Source organism: Kitasatospora sp. NPDC053308 (genome assembly GCF_055585785.1).
The window spans coordinates 71,348-87,815 of sequence record NZ_JBVJJY010000017.1 but is presented as its reverse complement, the minus strand read 5'-3'; the positions used below and the strand labels follow the sequence as shown (position 1 = coordinate 87,815).

General features: G+C 72.5%; 14 protein-coding genes. 12 read left to right on the top strand and 2 right to left on the bottom strand.

Features of this window, described 5'->3' with window-relative positions; translation table 11 throughout:
• Positions 1-11: 11 nt before the first annotated feature.
• From ACZ6Y7_RS29825 to rpsD, 7 genes are all read left to right on the top strand, one after another.
• Positions 12-719 (top strand): MBL fold metallo-hydrolase, encoded by a 708-nt coding sequence (locus ACZ6Y7_RS29825; RefSeq protein ID WP_465761055.1) that lies wholly within the window; start codon positions 12-14, stop codon positions 717-719.
• Between the two features lie 11 nt (positions 720-730).
• Positions 731-1,993, top strand: coding sequence for a histidine--tRNA ligase (gene hisS, locus ACZ6Y7_RS29820; protein ID WP_465761054.1), 1,263 nt, complete (start codon positions 731-733; stop codon positions 1,991-1,993).
• Positions 1,990-3,780 (top strand): aspartate--tRNA ligase, encoded by a 1,791-nt coding sequence (gene aspS, locus ACZ6Y7_RS29815; protein WP_465761053.1) that lies wholly within the window; start codon positions 1,990-1,992, stop codon positions 3,778-3,780. The genes hisS and aspS overlap by 4 nt, the downstream gene beginning before the upstream one ends.
• Before the next feature lie 95 nt (positions 3,781-3,875).
• Positions 3,876-4,385, top strand: coding sequence for a GNAT family N-acetyltransferase (locus ACZ6Y7_RS29810; RefSeq protein WP_465761052.1), 510 nt, complete (start codon positions 3,876-3,878; stop codon positions 4,383-4,385).
• Between the two features lie 101 nt (positions 4,386-4,486).
• Positions 4,487-5,311: a polyphosphate kinase 2 gene (ppk2, locus tag ACZ6Y7_RS29805; protein WP_465761051.1), complete on the top strand. Its 825-nt coding sequence runs from the start codon at positions 4,487-4,489 to the stop codon at positions 5,309-5,311.
• A gap of 87 nt (positions 5,312-5,398) precedes the next feature.
• The gene (locus ACZ6Y7_RS29800; protein WP_465761050.1) at positions 5,399-6,784 is read left to right on the top strand and encodes a replication-associated recombination protein A; all 1,386 of its coding nucleotides are present in this window, start codon (positions 5,399-5,401) and stop codon (positions 6,782-6,784) included.
• A gap of 312 nt (positions 6,785-7,096) precedes the next feature.
• On the top strand, positions 7,097-7,711 hold the full coding sequence (rpsD, locus tag ACZ6Y7_RS29795) for a 30S ribosomal protein S4 (RefSeq protein WP_270148363.1): 615 nt from the start codon (positions 7,097-7,099) through the stop codon (positions 7,709-7,711).
• Between the two features lie 102 nt (positions 7,712-7,813).
• Here the strand turns inward: rpsD and ACZ6Y7_RS29790 are convergent, their stop codons facing one another.
• Together ACZ6Y7_RS29790 and ACZ6Y7_RS29785 are read right to left on the bottom strand one after the other, a co-directional pair.
• Positions 7,814-8,140: a tetratricopeptide repeat protein gene (locus tag ACZ6Y7_RS29790; RefSeq protein WP_465761049.1), complete on the bottom strand. Its 327-nt coding sequence runs from the start codon at positions 8,138-8,140 to the stop codon at positions 7,814-7,816.
• A 48-nt stretch (positions 8,141-8,188) separates the two neighbouring features.
• Positions 8,189-10,414, bottom strand: coding sequence for an ATP-binding protein (locus ACZ6Y7_RS29785; protein ID WP_465761048.1), 2,226 nt, complete (start codon positions 10,412-10,414; stop codon positions 8,189-8,191).
• A 219-nt stretch (positions 10,415-10,633) separates the two neighbouring features.
• On the opposite strand from ACZ6Y7_RS29785, the gene ACZ6Y7_RS29780 reads away from it, so the two are divergent.
• The 5 genes from ACZ6Y7_RS29780 to mltG all read left to right on the top strand — a co-directional run bounded on the left by ACZ6Y7_RS29780 (position 10,634) and on the right by mltG (position 16,117).
• Positions 10,634-11,113: a DUF948 domain-containing protein gene (locus ACZ6Y7_RS29780; protein ID WP_402216754.1), complete on the top strand. Its 480-nt coding sequence runs from the start codon at positions 10,634-10,636 to the stop codon at positions 11,111-11,113.
• A 4-nt stretch (positions 11,114-11,117) separates the two neighbouring features.
• A complete protein-coding gene (locus ACZ6Y7_RS29775) occupies positions 11,118-11,561 on the top strand; it encodes a DUF6167 family protein (protein ID WP_465761047.1) in 444 nt (147 codons plus the stop codon).
• Positions 11,561-14,230, top strand: a complete 2,670-nt coding sequence (alaS, locus tag ACZ6Y7_RS29770) for an alanine--tRNA ligase (RefSeq protein ID WP_465761046.1) — start codon at positions 11,561-11,563, stop codon at positions 14,228-14,230. Before ACZ6Y7_RS29775 ends, alaS begins: the two co-directional genes overlap by 1 nt.
• A complete protein-coding gene (gene ruvX / locus ACZ6Y7_RS29765) occupies positions 14,230-14,715 on the top strand; it encodes a Holliday junction resolvase RuvX (protein WP_402216762.1) in 486 nt (161 codons plus the stop codon). The genes alaS and ruvX overlap by 1 nt, the downstream gene beginning before the upstream one ends.
• A gap of 139 nt (positions 14,716-14,854) precedes the next feature.
• Positions 14,855-16,117 (top strand): endolytic transglycosylase MltG, encoded by a 1,263-nt coding sequence (mltG, locus tag ACZ6Y7_RS29760; protein WP_465761045.1) that lies wholly within the window; start codon positions 14,855-14,857, stop codon positions 16,115-16,117.
• Positions 16,118-16,468: the final 351 nt, after the last annotated feature.

Here is a 16,468-nt window from a genome sequence, read left to right as displayed (position 1 = left end):
GAAGGACGCGCGTGTTCATCGCCGGATTCCCCGCCGGAGCCTGGGGCACCAACTGCTACCTGGTCGCTCCGGCGGCGGGCGAGGAGTGCGTCATCGTCGACCCCGGCCACCAGGCCGCCCGCGGCGTCGAGGAACTGGTCCGCGAGCACCGGCTGAAGCCCGTCGCCGTGCTGCTCACGCACGGCCACATCGACCACGTCGCCTCGGTGGTCCCGGTCTGCGGCGCCCGCGGCGTCCCGGCCTGGATCCACCCCGAGGACCGGTACATGATGTCCGACCCGGAGAAGGCGCTCGGCCGCTCCCTGGGCACCCAGCTGATGGGCGAACTCACCGTCGGCGAGCCCGACGACGTCCGCGAGCTCACCGACGGCAGCGTGCTGGAGCTGGCCGGCCTGCAGCTCACCGTGGACCACGCCCCGGGCCATACCGGGGGGTCGGTGACCTTCCGGACGCCCGGTGCCGAGGACCTCCCCCCGGTGCTGTTCTCGGGCGACCTGCTGTTCGCCGGCTCCATCGGGCGTACCGACCTCCCGGGCGGGGACAGCGAGGCGATCATGGCGTCGCTGGCCCGGGTGTGCCTGCCCCTCGACGACTCCACCGTGGTCCTCTCCGGCCACGGCGGTCAGACCACCATCGGCCGCGAGCGCGCCACCAACCCCTACCTCCGACAGGCAGCGGGGGCGGCCGGCGCCCCGGCTTTCCCGCGACGAGGAATGTGACGGAAGAGAAGTTGAGCACCTTCACCGCCCCCAAGGGCACCTACGACCTGCTGCCCCCCAGCTCCGCGACCTTCCTGGCGATCCGCGAGCGCATCGCCGCGCCCGCCCGCCGGGCCGGCTACGGCTACGTCGAGACCCCGGTCTTCGAGGACGTGAAGCTGTTCTCCCGCGGCGTCGGCGAGTCCACCGACATCGTCTCCAAGGAGATGTACACCCTCACCACCAAGGGCGGCGACGAGCTCGCGCTGCGCCCGGAGGGCACCGCCTCGGTGCTGCGCGCCGCGCTCCAGGCCAACCTGCACAAGCAGGGCAACCTGCCGGTCAAGCTCTGGTACTCCGGCTCCTACTACCGCTACGAGCGCGCCCAGAAGGGCCGCTACCGCCAGTTCTCCCAGGTCGGCGCGGAGGCCATCGGCGCCGAGGACCCGGCCCTGGACGCCGAGCTGATCATCCTGGCCGACGACGCCTTCCGCTCGCTGGGCCTGCGCGACTACTCGCTGCTGCTCAACAGCCTCGGCGACAAGCAGTGCCGCCCGGTGTACCGCGCCGCGCTGATCGAGTTCCTCTCCGGCCTGGACCTGGACGAGGACACCCGCCGCCGCGCGGAGATCAACCCGCTGCGCGTGCTGGACGACAAGCGCGAGGCGGTGCAGGCCCAGCTCACCGACGCCCCGATGCTCCGCGACTACCTGTGCGAGGAGTGCAAGGCGTACGACGAGAAGGTCCGCGAGCTGCTCACCGCCAACGGCGTGGCCTTCGTCGACGACCCGAAGCTGGTCCGCGGCCTGGACTACTACACCCGCACCACCTTCGAGTTCGTGCACAACGGCCTCGGCGCGCAGTCCGCGATCGGCGGCGGCGGCCGCTACGACGGCCTGTCGGAGATGATCGGCGGCCCGGCGCTGCCGTCCGTCGGCTGGGCGCTCGGCGTCGACCGCACCTACCTGGCCCTGGAGGCCGAGGGCGTCGACCTCGACCTGCCGGCCGCCACCTCCGTCTACGCCGTCGCGCTCGGCGAGGAGGCCAAGAACCTCCTGTTCGCCAAGGTGGTCGAACTGCGCCGGGCCGGCGTCGCCACCGACCTCGCCTTCGGCGTCAAGAGCATCAAGAACGCCATGAAGTCCGCCGACCGGTCCGGCGCCCGCTTCGCCCTGATCGCCGGGGACCGGGACCTCGCCGAGGGCGTCGTCCAGCTCAAGGACATGTCCACCGGCGAGCAGACCCCCGTCGCCCTCGACGCACTCGTCACCACCCTGAAGGAGAAGCAGCTGTGATCCGCACGCACGACGCGGGCACGCTCCGCCCGGAGCACGCAGGCACCACCGTCACCCTGGCCGGCTGGGTCGCCCGCCGCCGCGACCACGGCGGCGTGGCCTTCATCGACCTGCGGGACGCCTCCGGCACCGTGCAGATCGTGGTCCGCGACCTGGACTCGGTGCACGGCCTGCGTGCCGAGTACTGCGTCAAGGTCGTCGGCGACGTCCGCGTCCGCCCCGAGGGCAACGAGAACCCGGACATCCCGACCGGTGCCGTCGAGGTCGTGGTCAGCGAGATCGAGGTGCTCTCCGAGGCCGCGCCGCTGCCCTTCCCGGTGGCCGAGTACGAGCCCGGCACGGTCAACGAGGAGGTCCGGCTGCGCTACCGCTACCTGGACCTGCGCCGTGAGGGCCCGGCCAAGGGCCTGCGCCTGCGCTCCAAGGTCAACAACATCATCCGCCGGGTGATGGAGGAGAACGACTTCCTCGACATCGAGACGCCGTACCTCACCCGCTCCACCCCCGAGGGCGCCCGCGACTTCCTCGTCCCGGTCCGCCTGCAGCCCGGCCACTGGTACGCGCTGCCGCAGTCGCCCCAGCTGTTCAAGCAGCTGCTGATGGTGGCCGGCATGGAGCGCTACTACCAGATCGCCCGCTGCTTCCGCGACGAGGACTTCCGCGCCGACCGGCAGCCGGAGTTCACCCAGCTGGACATCGAGGCCTCGTTCGTCGACCAGGAGGACATCCTGGCCCTCGGCGAGAAGATCATCGGTGCCATCTGGCGCGAGGTGCACGGCTACGAGGTCCCCAACCCGCTGCCGCGGATGACCTACGCGGAGGCCATGGGCCGCTACGGCTCCGACAAGCCGGACGTCCGCTTCGGCCAGGAACTCACCGACCTCACCGAGTACTTCAAGGGCACCGACTTCCGCGTCTTCCAGGCGCCGTACGTCGGCGCCGTGGTCATGCCCGGCGGTGCCTCGCAGCCGCGCAAGCAGCTGGACGCCTGGCAGGACTGGGCCAAGGCACGCGGCGCCAAGGGCCTGGCGTACGTGCTGATCGACGCCGAGACCGGCGAGCTGCGCGGCCCCGTCGCCAAGAACCTCTCCGAGGAGCACCTGGCCGGCCTGGCCGCCGCCGCGGGCGCCAAGAACGGCGACGCGATCTTCTTCGCGGCCGGCAAGGAGCGCGCCTCGCAGGAGCTGCTCGGTGCCGCCCGACTGGAGATCGGCCGCCGCTGCCAGCTGATCGACGAGTCGAAGTGGGCCTTCCTCTGGGTCGTCGACTTCCCGATGTTCGAGCCGATCGAGGACGACAAGGGCCAGTTCCAGGGCTGGCACGCGGTGCACCACCCGTTCACCGCCCCGACCAAGGAGTCGCTGGACACCTTCGACACCGACCCCGGTGCGGCGCTGTCCAACGCGTACGACCTGGTCCTCAACGGCTCGGAGCTGGGCGGCGGTTCGATCCGTATCCACCAGCGCGACGTGCAGAAGCGGGCGTTCGACGCGATCGGCCTCTCCGAGGAGGAGGCGGCCTCGCAGTTCGGCTTCCTGCTGGACGCCTTCAACTACGGCCCGCCGCCGCACGGTGGCGTCGCCTTCGGCCTGGACCGGATCGTCACGCTGCTCGGCGGGTACGACACCATCCGCGACGTCATCGCCTTCCCGAAGACGTCCACCGGCGGTGACCCGCTGACCGGTGCTCCGACCCCGATCACCCCGGCGCAGCGCCGCGAGGCCGGCGTGGACGCCCAGCCCAAGGTTCGCGAGGACGCGAAGTCCGAGGCTCAGCCCAAGGGCTGACGGAGCGTCATCCGCTAACCTGCAACGGCCCCGGACGGTCCACCCACCGTCCGGGGCCCGTCCACAACGGTGTGCGACACAGGGAGGGTTGACTCATGCCGGTCACCACGAGAGTCGAATGTCCGCAGGACGCCCCGGCGACCAGACGCGTCCACATGGCCGCGTTCCCCGGGCCGGACGAGGCGGACCTGGTGGACGCGCTGCGCCGCGATCCGGCCTGGCTGCCCGGCCTGTCGCTGGTCGCGGTCGACGAGACCGGGCTGGTGGTCGGGCACGCGCTGCTGACCAGGCTGCGGGTCGGGGACGGGGACGCACTGGCGCTCGCGCCGGTCGCCGTGGCGCCCGAGTGGCAGCGCCGGGGCGTCGGCGAACTCGTCGTCCGGGCGGCACTGTCGGAGGCCGAGCGGGCGGGGGAGAAACTGGTGGTCGTGCTCGGCGATCCCGGGTACTACGCGCGGTTCGGCTTCACGCCGGCCGGGCGGCACGAGGTCGTCGGCCCGTTCGAGGTGCCGGAGGAGTGCTTCCAGGCGCTGCCGCTGCCGGCGTACGACGGCGGCCCGCGCGGGCTGTGCCGCTACCCCGAGCCCTTCGTCGTCGCGGTCTAGACCGCGCCCCGCTGTCGCACCGGTCCGTTCCGATCTGCGCGTCGGCCGCGCTGCGCCTACGGTGAGTGCTCATCGGCGGACGTCGGACGGAGGACCAGAGGGTGGCCAAGAAGCAGCGCACCGCGGAGCCGGAGCACCTGGCGAGGAAGCCGTACGAGCGGGAGCTGCTGCGGTTGCAGCAGGAGCTGGTGAAGCTCCAGGAGTGGGTCCGGGTCGAGGGCGCCCGCCTCGTGGTGGTCTTCGAGGGACGTGACGCCGCGGGCAAGGGCGGGGCGATCAAGCGGGTGACGGAGTACCTGAACCCGCGCATCGCCCGGGTCGCGGCGCTGCCCACGCCGACCGAGCGGCAGAAGACCCAGTGGTACTTCCAGCGGTACGTCGAGCACCTGCCGGCGGCCGGGGAGATGGTGCTGTTCGACCGCAGCTGGTACAACCGCGCCGGGGTCGAGCGGGTGATGGGCTTCTGCACCGACGAGGAGTACTGGCAGTTCCTGCACCAGTGCCCGACCTTCGAGCGGATGCTGATCGAGGCGGGCATCCTGCTGCGCAAGTACTGGTTCTCGGTGAGCGACACCGAGCAGGAACGGCGCTTCCGGGCCCGGCTGGAGGACCCGATGAAGCGCTGGAAGCTCTCCCCGATGGACGTCGAGTCGATCGCCCACTGGGAGGACTACTCGCGGGCCAAGGACGAGATGTTCATCCACACCGACATCCCCGAGTCGCCCTGGCACCTGGTGGAGAGCGACGACAAGCGCCGGGCCAGGATCAACATGATCGCCCACCTGCTCTCGACCGTGCCGTACCACGAGATCAGGGCGCCGCAGATCGAGCTGCCGCCCCGCCCGGCCTCCCGCGGCTACCAGCGGCCCCCGCGCGACCTGCAGAAGTACGTCCCGGACCACGCCGCCACGCTGGACAGGCCCTAGCGGGCGCTCCGGGCGAGTCCGCCCCGCCGCGGCCGACGGTCCGCCGCAGGGCTGAGGCGTGTCACCGCCCTCGCATAGGCTTCCGGTGTGGACGAACCGGACCTCTTCACCGCTGCCGCCGAGGAACGCCAGGCCAAGGAGCCGGGGCGGGCGCCGCTGGCCGTACGGATGCGCCCGCGCACCCTGGACGAGGTGGCCGGGCAGCGGCAGTTGCTGAAGCCCGGCTCGCCGCTGCGGCGGCTCGTCGCGGGCTCGCGCGGGCCGGCGGCCACCAGCTCGGTCATCCTCTGGGGGCCGCCCGGCACCGGGAAGACCACCCTGGCGCACGTGATCAGCCAGGCCGTCGAGGGGCGCTTCGTCGAGCTGTCCGCGATCACCGCCGGGGTCAAGGAGGTCCGGGCGGTGATCGACGGCGCCCGCCGGGCGGTCGGGATGTCCGGCCGGGAGACGGTGCTGTTCCTCGACGAGATCCACCGCTTCTCCAAGGCCCAGCAGGACTCGCTGCTGCCGGCCGTGGAGAACCGCTGGGTCACCCTGATCGCCGCGACGACGGAGAACCCGTACTTCTCGGTGATCTCCCCGCTGCTGTCCCGCTCGCTGCTGCTCACGCTGGAGTCGCTGACCGACGAGGACATCCGGGCGCTGCTGCGCCGCGCGGTGGTCGACGAGCGCGGTCTGGAGGGCGCTCTGGAGCTGAGCGAGGAGGCCGAGGACCACCTGGTGCGGTTGGCCGGCGGCGACGCCCGGCGGGCGCTCACCACGCTGGAGGCGGCGGCCGGGGCGGCGCTGGAGAAGGGCGAGTCGACCATCACGCTGGCCACCACGGAGACGGCCGTCAACCAGGCGGCGGTACGCTACGACAAGGACGGCGACCAGCACTACGACGTGGCGAGCGCGCTGATCAAGTCGATCCGCGGCAGCGACGTGGACGCCACCCTGCACTACCTGGCCCGGATGATCGAGGCGGGCGAGGACCCGCGGTTCATCGCCCGCCGGCTGATGATCTCGGCCAGCGAGGACGTCGGGCTGGCGGACCCGACGGCGCTGCAGACGGCGGTGGCGGCCGCGCAGGCGGTGGCGCTGATCGGCTTCCCGGAGGCCCGGATCATCCTCTCCCAGGCGGCGATCGCGCTGGCCCTGGCCCCCAAGTCCAACGCGGCCTACCTGGCGATCGACGCGGCGCTGGCGGACGTCCGGCAGGGCCTGGCGGGCGCGGTGCCGGCGCACCTGCGGGACTCGCACTACGGCGGCGCGGGCAAGCTCGGCCACGGCAAGGGCTACCAGTACCCGCACGACCTGCCGGAGGGCATCGCCACCCAGCAGTACGCGCCGGACGCGGTGCACGGCAAGGAGTACTACCGGCCGACCCGGCGCGGCGGCGAGGCCCGCTACGCGGACGTCGTGGAGTGGACCAGGGGGCGGCTGCGCGGGGAGCGCAGGACCGAGAGGCAGGCCGGGGAAAAGGGCGAGTGATCCACCGGTATACTCGGTCGGAGTGCCATGTCCCGGGACGGCGGCGGGGGAGACCCCACCGACCGGCCGCACCAGCGGGACACCGGCCGTAGGCCCCTTCCGAGGGGTCCGCACCAGGAGCGTCGCGCACCGTTTCGGTGTCGCGGGCGGGCCCAGTCCACTGGGCCGGTCCGTGTGACCAGCACGTTCGTGCCCGGCTCCGGAGAGCGGCTGATCCCATCGCGCAGGCGGCGGGGTTTTCTCCGGGTCGCGAGATGCGACCTCCGTCAACACCTGGTGAAGCCGTATTCGTAAGCAAGGAAGGTTTGGTTCATGGCGAACCAGAAGCGCCCCAAGGTCAAGATCGCGCGTGCGCTCGGCGTGCCGCTGACCCCGAAGTCCGTCAAGTACTTCGAGGCCCGCCCGTACCCGCCCGGCCAGCACGGCCGTGGCCGCAAGCAGAACTCGGACTACAAGGTCCGTCTGCTCGAGAAGCAGCGTCTTCGCGCCCAGTACGACCTGAGCGAGAAGCAGCTGTCGCGTGCGTTCGACCGCGCGAAGAAGGCCGAGGGCAAGACCGGTGAGGCGCTCGTCGCCGAGCTGGAGACCCGTCTGGACTCCCTGGTCCTGCGTTCGGGCATCGCCCGCACCATCTACCAGGCCCGCCAGATGGTCGTCCACGGCCACATCGAGGTCAACGGCGGCAAGGTCAACAAGCCGTCGTTCCAGATGAAGCCGGGCTACGTGGTGACCGTCCGCGAGCGCTCCAAGGAGAAGGTCCCCTTCCAGGTCGCCCGTGAGGGTGGCTACGCGGGTGAGGGCCAGACCCCGAAGTACCTCGAGGTCAACCTGAAGGCCCTGGCCTTCCGCCTGGACCGTGCGCCGCAGCGCAAGGAGGTCCCGGTGATCTGTGACGAGCAGCTGGTCGTCGAGTACTACTCGCGCTGACCCGCTCCGCTCTCGCGGACCACGAGCGAGCCCCCGTCGCCTTTCGAGGCGGCGGGGGCTCGCCCCTTGTCCGGGCGGCCGTGGCCGGCGAGCCCCGGCCGGTCAGAGGCTCTCACCGGCCATCGCGGCGGCCAGCCGCAGGTGCGGGCGGGCCTCCTCGGCGCGGCCCTGGCGCTCCAGGGTGCGGCCGAGCATCAGCCGGGCGTAGTCCTCGGCCGGGTCGGCCTCCAGGATCCGGTGCAACTCGGCCTCGGCACGGCCGAGTTGGGCGGAGTGGTAGTAGCTGCGGGCGAGCAGCAGCCGGACCGAGAGGTTGGCCGGCTCCTCGGCCAGCACGCCCTCCAGCATCCGGGCGGCGTCGCTGTACGCCTTGGAGTCGAAGTAGAACTTCGCCATGCGGTACTCGTCGGCGGCGTTGTGGACGGCCATGGTGCTCCTTCCGGGTGGATCCTTGCCTCCTCAAGCAACGGACAAGTTTCAACTATTCCGGACCGGCGAGGGTGCCGGGGCGGGCGGCACCGAGCAGGGCCCCGGAGCGGCCTCCGGACCGTCCGCCGAGCCCCCGCCGCCGAGCGCCCGGGAGACGGCCGCGTCCAGGTCCAGCAGGGTGCCGGCGCGGTAGCACTCCTCGTAGTCCCGCTCGCTCAGACCGGCGCGCGCCCGCTCGGCGCACTCCTGGTGGGTGCCGAAGAAGCTCCGCGAGCCCAGGAACGGGGTGCCGACCGTGCGCCAGATCCGGTGTGCGGCGCCCTGCAGCACCCGGGCCTCGCGCAGGTTGCCCGGCTCGCCCGGGCCGCCGGGCTCGGTCTCCAGCAGCGCCAGCAGGTCGATGCCCAGCACGATGCCGAGCAGGTCGTGGAAGAGGTGGTTCAGCCGGACGCACTCCCGGGCCAGCGTCCGGGCCGGCTGGACGGCGCCGTCCAGCCAGTGCGAGTACGCCGTCGCGTACAGCACGTACGCGTACGCCCACTGCTCGCCGTGTTCCTCGCACAGCTCGCGGGCCTGTCCGAACCACAGCTCGCTGCTGTCCAGGTCGCCCTGGAACAGGTAGGCCAGGCCCAGCTCCAGCATGGCCATCACCACGTTGCTGTTGAGTTCGCCGATGGTCCGGTAGTGCCAGAGCGCCTCCTCGAACAGCTCGGCGGCGCGGCCCGGGTCGTCGTCGATCAGCGCGGCGCAGCCCTGGCGGTGGACGGCGTAGGCGAGGGCCCGGTCGTCCCCGGTGTCCAGGGCCTGGCGGCGGCACTCCTCCAGGGCCGGGCGGGCGGCGGCGAGGTCGCCCTGGAGGGTGGCCATGTAGCCGGTGACCCAGAGCGCCTTGGCGCGGGCCTCGGTCGGCTCGCGGTCCAGGGCGAGCGCGCGGTCCAGCCAGTGCCGGCCCTCACCGAGGTGGCCGCAGCCGACCCAGTAGAACCAGAGCGTGCCCGCGAGCAGCAGGGCGAGCTGTTCCTCGCCCGGCTCGCCGAGGCAGAACTCCAGCGCCGCGCGGAGGTTGCTGTGGGCCAGTTCGGTGCGCTCGGCGGTCTCGGCCTGCCGGGGGCCGAACCACTCGACCTCGCCCCAGGTGGCGACACCCAGGTACCAGTCCCGGTGGCGGCGCAGCAGCCGCTGCTCCTGGCCGGTGGCGCGCAGCCAGTGGCCGCCGTACTCGCGCAGGGTGTCCAAAAGGCGGAAGCGGACCCCGAAGGCGCTCTCCTCGCGCAGCACTACGGACTTGGCGACCAGCTCGTCCAGCAGGTCCAGGACGTCCTCGGGTTCGAGGCCCTCGCCGGCGCAGACGTACTCGGCGGCCTCCAGGTCGAAACCGCCGACGAAGACCGACAGGCGGGCCCAGAGTAAACGTTCCTGCACCGTGCAGAGCTCATGACTCCAGCCGATCGTCGTCCGCAGCGTCCGGTGCCGCGGCGGCGCCGTGCGGGAGCCACCGGTCAGCAGCCGGAAGCGGTCGTCCAGCCGGGCGGTGATCTGCTCCACCGACAGCGCGCGCAGCCGTCCGGCGGCCAGCTCCACGGCCAGCGGGATGCCGTCCAGCCGGCGGCAGAGCAGGCCGACCGCCTCCGCGTTCGCCTCGGTCACCTCGAAGGACGGCAGCACCGCCCGGGCCCGGTCGGCGAACAACCGCACCGCGTCCGGCAGCGCGCCGGGCGGGGCGGAGCCGGCCGGCGGGTCGACCGGCAGCGGCGCCAGGGTCAGCAGGTGCTCGCCGGAGGCCCGCAGGGCGGTGCGGCTGGTGGCCAGCAGCCGCAGGCCCGGCAGCGCCCGCAGCAGCGCGTCGGCCAGCTCGGCGCAGGACTCCACCAGGTGCTCGCAGCCGTCCAGCACCACGAGCATGCGGCGGCCCGCCAACCGCTCGGACAGGACGTCCAGCGGCGGACGGGCGGTGCCGTCGGTCAGCCGCAGGCCCTCCAGGACGGCGTGGCCGAGCAGCAGCGGATCCTGCACCGGGGCCACGTCCACCAGCCAGGCGCCGTCCGGGAAGGCGCCGCCCGCGCGGGCCGCCGCCCGCAGCGCCAGCCGGCTCTTGCCCACCCCGCCCGGGCCCGTCACCGTCACCAGCCGCGCGGCGGCCAGCAGGTCCGCCAGTTCGGCCAACTCCCGCTGCCGCCCGACGAAGCCGGTCACCTCGGCCGGCAGCCGGCCGTGCTCCGGCTCGGGCGGGCCCACCGCGCGCTGCCCGGGCTCTGCTGTCCAGTCGCCGGCCAAGGGCTGCTCCCGTGATCCAGGCCGGACCCTCGCGGTCCGGGCGTGCTCGGGCCGTCCGCGCGACGGCCTGCCTGGCAGAACGAGGTGACCGGCCGGTAGGTTACGCGCGCGGATCGCACACCCGGTCGGATCGGCCGCGCGGACAACCCGGTCCGGAAACCGGGCGTGGGCGCGATAGGGTTCCGTCTGGAGAACAACAAGGCGAGGGAGCGCGCAAAGGTGTCCGTGGGAGAGCTGGCCGGATTGCTCGTCGCCGTGTTCTGGGCGGTCCTGGTCACCCTGCTCGCCGTGGTGCTGGTCCGCCTCTCCCGAGTGCTGAAGGAGGCCACCGTCCTGGTCTCCGCCGTCACCGAGCAGGCCGTGCCGCTGCTGACCGACGCGGGCGCCGCGGTCCGCAGCGCCAACGAGCAGCTGGAGCGCGTGGACGAGATCACCGCCAACGTGCAGGACGCCGCCGCCAACGCCAACGCGCTCTCCTCCACCGTGGCCGCCACCCTGGGCGGACCGCTGGTCAAGGTCGCGGCCTTCAGCTACGGCGTCCGCAAGGCCGTCGCCAAGCAGCAGGGCGGCCTGCCGTCCGTGCCGCTGCAGTCCGGCGAGCGCGAGGAGCTGGCCCGCCTGATCCGGGCCGAGGTGCGCGCCGCGACCGCGCCCCGCAGCGGTCTGCTCTCCCGGGTCCGGCGCGCGGTGAGGGGCTGACGGCATGGTGCGACGCATCTTCTGGATGGCGGTCGGCGCCGGCGCCACCGTCTGGGCCATGAACAAGGCCAACGAGGCCGTGCACCGGCTCACCCCGGACAGCCTCTCCGGCAGCGCCGCGCGCGGCGCACTGCACCTCGGCGACCTCGCCAAGCAGTTCGCCCAGGACGTGAAGGCCGGCATGGCCGAGCGCGAGGAGCAGCTGAAGGACGACCTCGGGCTGCGCGGCACCGCCGTGGTGGAGCCCCGGGCGGCGCGCCGCGTCCTGCGCGGAGAGCCGCAGTACCGAGCTATCTCGGCGGCGCCCGGCAGCCCGGCCGCCGCCCTGCCCCCCGCCCGCAGTGCCCGCGCGGTACCCGACGGTGCCCGCACCACCCAGACCACTGAAGAAACGCCCCGCCGCGCGCTGCCGCCGCGGGGTGGCACCCCGAACCGGAAGGACCACTAATGGAGTCGGCTGAGATCCGCCGCCGCTGGCTGCGCTTCTTCGAGGAGCGCGGCCACACCGTCGTTCCGTCGGCGTCCCTGGTCGCCGACGACCCCACCCTGCTGCTCGTCAACGCCGGCATGGTGCCGTTCAAGCCCTACTTCCTGGGCGAGGTCAAGCCGCAGTTCTCGCGCGCCACCAGCGTCCAGAAGTGCGTGCGCACCCTGGACATCGAGGAGGTCGGGAAGACCACCCGGCACGGCTCCTTCTTCCAGATGTGCGGCAACTTCTCCTTCGGCGACTACTTCAAGGAAGGGGCCATCAAGTTCGCGTGGGAGCTGCTCACCACTCCCGTCGCGGACGGTGGCTACGGCCTGGAGAAGGAGAAGCTCTGGATCACCGTCTACAAGGACGACGACGAGGCCGAGCAGATCTGGCGTGACGTCATCGGCGTCCCCGCCGAGCGGATCCAGCGCCTCGGCATGAAGGACAACTTCTGGTCGATGGGCGTCCCCGGCCCGTGCGGCCCGTGCTCGGAGATCAACTACGACCGCGGCCCCGCGTACGGCGAGGAGGGCGGCCCGGCCGTCAACGGCGAGCGCTACCTGGAGATCTGGAACCTGGTCTTCATGCAGTACGAGCGCGGCCACGGCGACGGCAAGGACGGGTTCGAGATCCTCGGCGACCTGCCGAGCAAGAACATCGACACCGGCCTCGGCCTGGAGCGCCTCGCCGCCATCCTGCAGGGCGTCGACAACCTCTTCGAGATCGACACCAGCCGGATGATCCTCGACCGCGCGGCCGAGCTCACCGGCCACAGCTACGGCGCCGACCACAAGTCGGACGTCTCGCTGCGCGTGGTCACCGACCACATCCGCACCGCGCTGATGCTGGTCGGCGACGGCGTCACCCCCGGCAACGAGGGCCGCGGCTACGTGCTGCGCCGCATCCTGCGCCGCGCCATCCGCAACATGCGGCTGCTGGGCGCCACGGAGCCGGTGGCCAAGGAGCTCATCGACGTCGCGATCAAGGCGATGGCCCCGCAGTACCCCGAGCTGGAGACCGACCGCAAGCGCATCGAGACGGTCGTCATCGGCGAGGAGGCCGCCTTCCTGCAGACCCTGAAGGCCGGCACCAGCCTGCTGGACGCCGCGGTCACCGAGACCAAGCAGTCCGGTGGCGCGGTGCTCTCCGGCGACCAGGCGTTCAAGCTGCACGACACGTACGGCTTCCCGATCGACCTCACCCTGGAGATGGCCGAGGAGCAGGGCCTCCAGGTGGACGAGGCCGGCTTCCGCCGCCTGATGCAGGAGCAGCGGGACCGCGCCAAGGCCGACGCCAAGGCGAAGAAGATGGGCCACGCCGACGTCGCCGCCTACCGCGACGTCGCCGACAAGTCCGGCGCCAGCGTCTTCACCGGCTACACCCTGACCGAGGGCGAGGCCACCGTGGTCGGCCTGCTGGTGGACGGCGTCCCGTCGCCGGCCGCCACCGAGGGCGACGAGGTCGAGATCATCCTCGACCGCACCCCGTTCTACGCCGAGGGCGGCGGCCAGCTCGCCGACCACGGCCGGATCCGGCTGGAGTCCGGCGCGGTGGTGGAGATCCGCGACGTGCAGCAGCCCGTCCCGGGCGTCGTCGTGCACTCCGGCGGGGTGCTGTTCGGCGAGGTCGTGCTGGGCGCCTCGGCGTACGCCACGATCGACACCGAGCGCCGCCGGGCGATCGCCCGCGCCCACTCGGCCACCCACCTGACCCACCAGGCGCTGCGCGACGCGCTCGGCCCGACGGCCGCCCAGGCCGGTTCCGAGAACGCCCCCGGCCGCTTCCGCTTCGACTTCGGCTCGCCCGCCGCCGTCCCGGGCAGCGTGCTGGTCGACGTCGAGCAGAAGATCAACGACGTGCTGGGCCGCGAGCTGGACGTCACCGCCGAGGTCATGACGATGGACCAGGCCCGCAAGGCCGGCGCCATCGCGATGTTCGGCGAGAAGTACGGCGACGAGGTCCGGGTCGTCACCATCGGCGACTTCTCCAAGGAGCTGTGCGGTGGCACCCACGTGGGCAACACCGCCCAGCTGGGCCTGGTGAAGCTGCTCGGCGAGTCCTCGATCGGCTCCGGCGTGCGCCGCGTGGAGGCGCTGGTCGGCGTCGACGCGTACAAGTTCCTGGCCCGTGAGCACACCGTGGTCTCCCAGCTCACCGAGCTGGTCAAGGGCCGCCCGGAGGAGCTGCCGGAGAAGATCTCGGGCATGCTCGCCAAGCTCAAGGACGCCGAGAAGGAGATCGAGCGCTTCCGCGCCGAGAAGGTGCTGGCCGCCGCGGCGGGCCTGGCCGACTCGGCCGAGGACGTGCACGGCATCGCCGTGGTCGCCGCGCAGGTCGCCGACGGCGTGGGCGCGGACGAGCTGCGCAAGCTGGTGCTGGACGTGCGCGGCCGACTGGGCTCGCGCCCGGCCGTGGTCGCCGCCTTCACCGTGGCGAACGACCGCCCGCTGACCGTGATCGCCACCAACGAGGACGCCCGCGGCCGCGGCATCAAGGCTGGTGAGCTGGTCCGGACCGCCGCCAAGACGCTCGGTGGCGGCGGTGGCGGCAAGGACGACGTCGCCCAGGGCGGCGGCTCCAACCCGGCCGCGGTCGGCGAGGCCATCGCCGCGGTGCGCGGCCTGGTCGCGGAGCGCGCCAGCTGATGGAGCCCGTCCAGGAGGAGCGCCCCTTCCGGCGGGGGCGGCGGATCGCCGTCGACGTCGGTGACGCCCGGATCGGGGTCGCGTCCTGCGACCCCGACGGGGTGCTCGCCACGCCCGTGGAGACCGTCCCGGCCGGGGTGAAGTCCCAGGCCAGGATCGCCGCCATCGTCGACGAGTACGGCGCGATGGAGGTGATCGTCGGCCTTCCGCGCTCGCTGAGCGGCAAGGAGGGCCCGGCGGCGGAGAAGGTCCGCGCATACGCGGCCCGGCTGGCCAACCGGCTCTACCCGGTGCCGGTGCGGCTGGTGGACGAGCGGATGTCGACCGTCACCGCGACCCACGGGCTGCGCGCCTCGGGGGTCAAGGCGAAGAAGGGCCGCTCGGTGGTCGACCAGGCCGCCGCGGTGGTGATCCTGCAGACCGCCCTTGAGTCCGAACGGGTGAGCGGACGCCCGCCCGGTGAGAGCGTCGAGGCGGTCGGCTGAGGAGCCTGATCTAACGTCCCGTCTGAGGGGTCCGTGCGGACGCGTCCGCACGGACCCCTCTTTCGTTCGTTTCCGTTTCCGTTTTGGATCGATTGAGGTCGATCCGGATCGATCTGGGACCGCCGAGGGGGCGCGCGCCATGACCGACCAGGACTTCCACCCGGGGCTCACCCCCGGACACCTGGGTGCACCGGTACTGGAGCCGGAGGGCCGTCCGCCGTCCGCGCCCCGTCCGCGCTTCGATGCGCCGGATCCGCACCGACGGCGCAACGGACTGGCCTGCGGGCTCACCGCGCTCGCGCTGATCGCGGTGTTCGGCGGGATCGGCCTGACCGGGTACACCTGGTTCCAGGCGCAGCGCAAGCCGCCCGCCGCCGCCGACTTCGCGGGGCCGGGCACCGGCAGCGTCCAGGTCTCGGTGTCGGAGGGCGCGGGCCTGTCCCAGATCGCGTCCGCCCTGGTCCGCAACGGGGTGGTGGCCAGCTCGCTCGCCTTCACCCGGGCCGCGAAGGGCAGCGCGGCGGCGGCCGGACGCATCCAGCCCGGGACGTACACGCTGAAGCAGAAGATGTCCGCGGCGGCGGCGCTGGCGATCCTGATCGACCCGGCCAACGCCAACGGCCTGACCATCCCCGAGGGCTGGCGCGGCTACCAGATCTACGCGGCCGTCGACAAGAAGCTCGGCCTGCCCGACGGCACCACCCAGCGCACCGCCCAGGAACAGGCCGCCGAACTGGGCCTGCCGGAGTTCGCCAACGGCAGCCCCGAGGGCTACCTGTTCCCGGCGACGTACGCCGTCACCGACGGGACCACCGCGGTCGACCTGCTGAAGCAGATGGTCGAGCGGGCCGGCAAGGAGTACAGCCGGGACGACGCCACCGTCGTCGCGCAGAACCTCGGGCAGAGCGTGTACGGGCTGGTCACCGTGGCCAGCATGGTCCAGGGCGAGGCCGACAACACCGAGGACATGGGCAAGGTGGCCCGGGTCATCTACAACCGGCTGGCCAAGGGCATGCCGCTGCAGCTGGACTCCACGATCAACTACGCGCTCGGCCGGTCGACCCTGAACACCAGCGTCACCGAGACCAAGCTGGACTCCCCGTACAACACCTACCTGCACCCGGGGCTGCCGCCCACCCCGATCTCCAACCCGGGGCGGCAGGCGATCATGGCGGCGCTGGACCCGACGCCGGGGGACTGGCTGTACTTCGTCACCGTGAAGCCCGGGGACACCCGCTTCACCGACAGCTTCGACGTGCAGCAGCGCAACGTGGCGGAGTTCAACGCCTACCGGGCGGCCACCAAGTCCAGCGCGTCGGCGACGGCCTCGGCGCCAGCCGCGGCGTCCGGCTCCGCGTCGGCTCCGGCGGCCCCGTCCGGGCCGGGTGCGGCGACCCCGTAGTGATCTTGTGTGCCCTCCGTGAGGTCGCCCGCTGACGCCACGTTCGCCCGGCCGGGGGTAAGGCTGCGGTACGGTAACGTCTCCCTCCAGGCGTCGCGCTAGCACGCCGGTTCGAGATTCAGCCGGGACGAAGCCGTCCCGGACGGCCGGTCCGATCCGCCGGTCGTCACCGTCGGTTAAGGGGATCAATGACCGATCTGGGCGGGGGCTACGGCCCCCAGGGCGAGCCGTGGCACCCCGGTGATCCCGGGTACGACGGCCGACAGCCGGTCCCCGGCCAGCAGGACGGCCAGTGGCAGCAGCAGTACCCGCAGCAGGGCCAGCAGGGCCAGCAGTCCTACGGCAACGCGC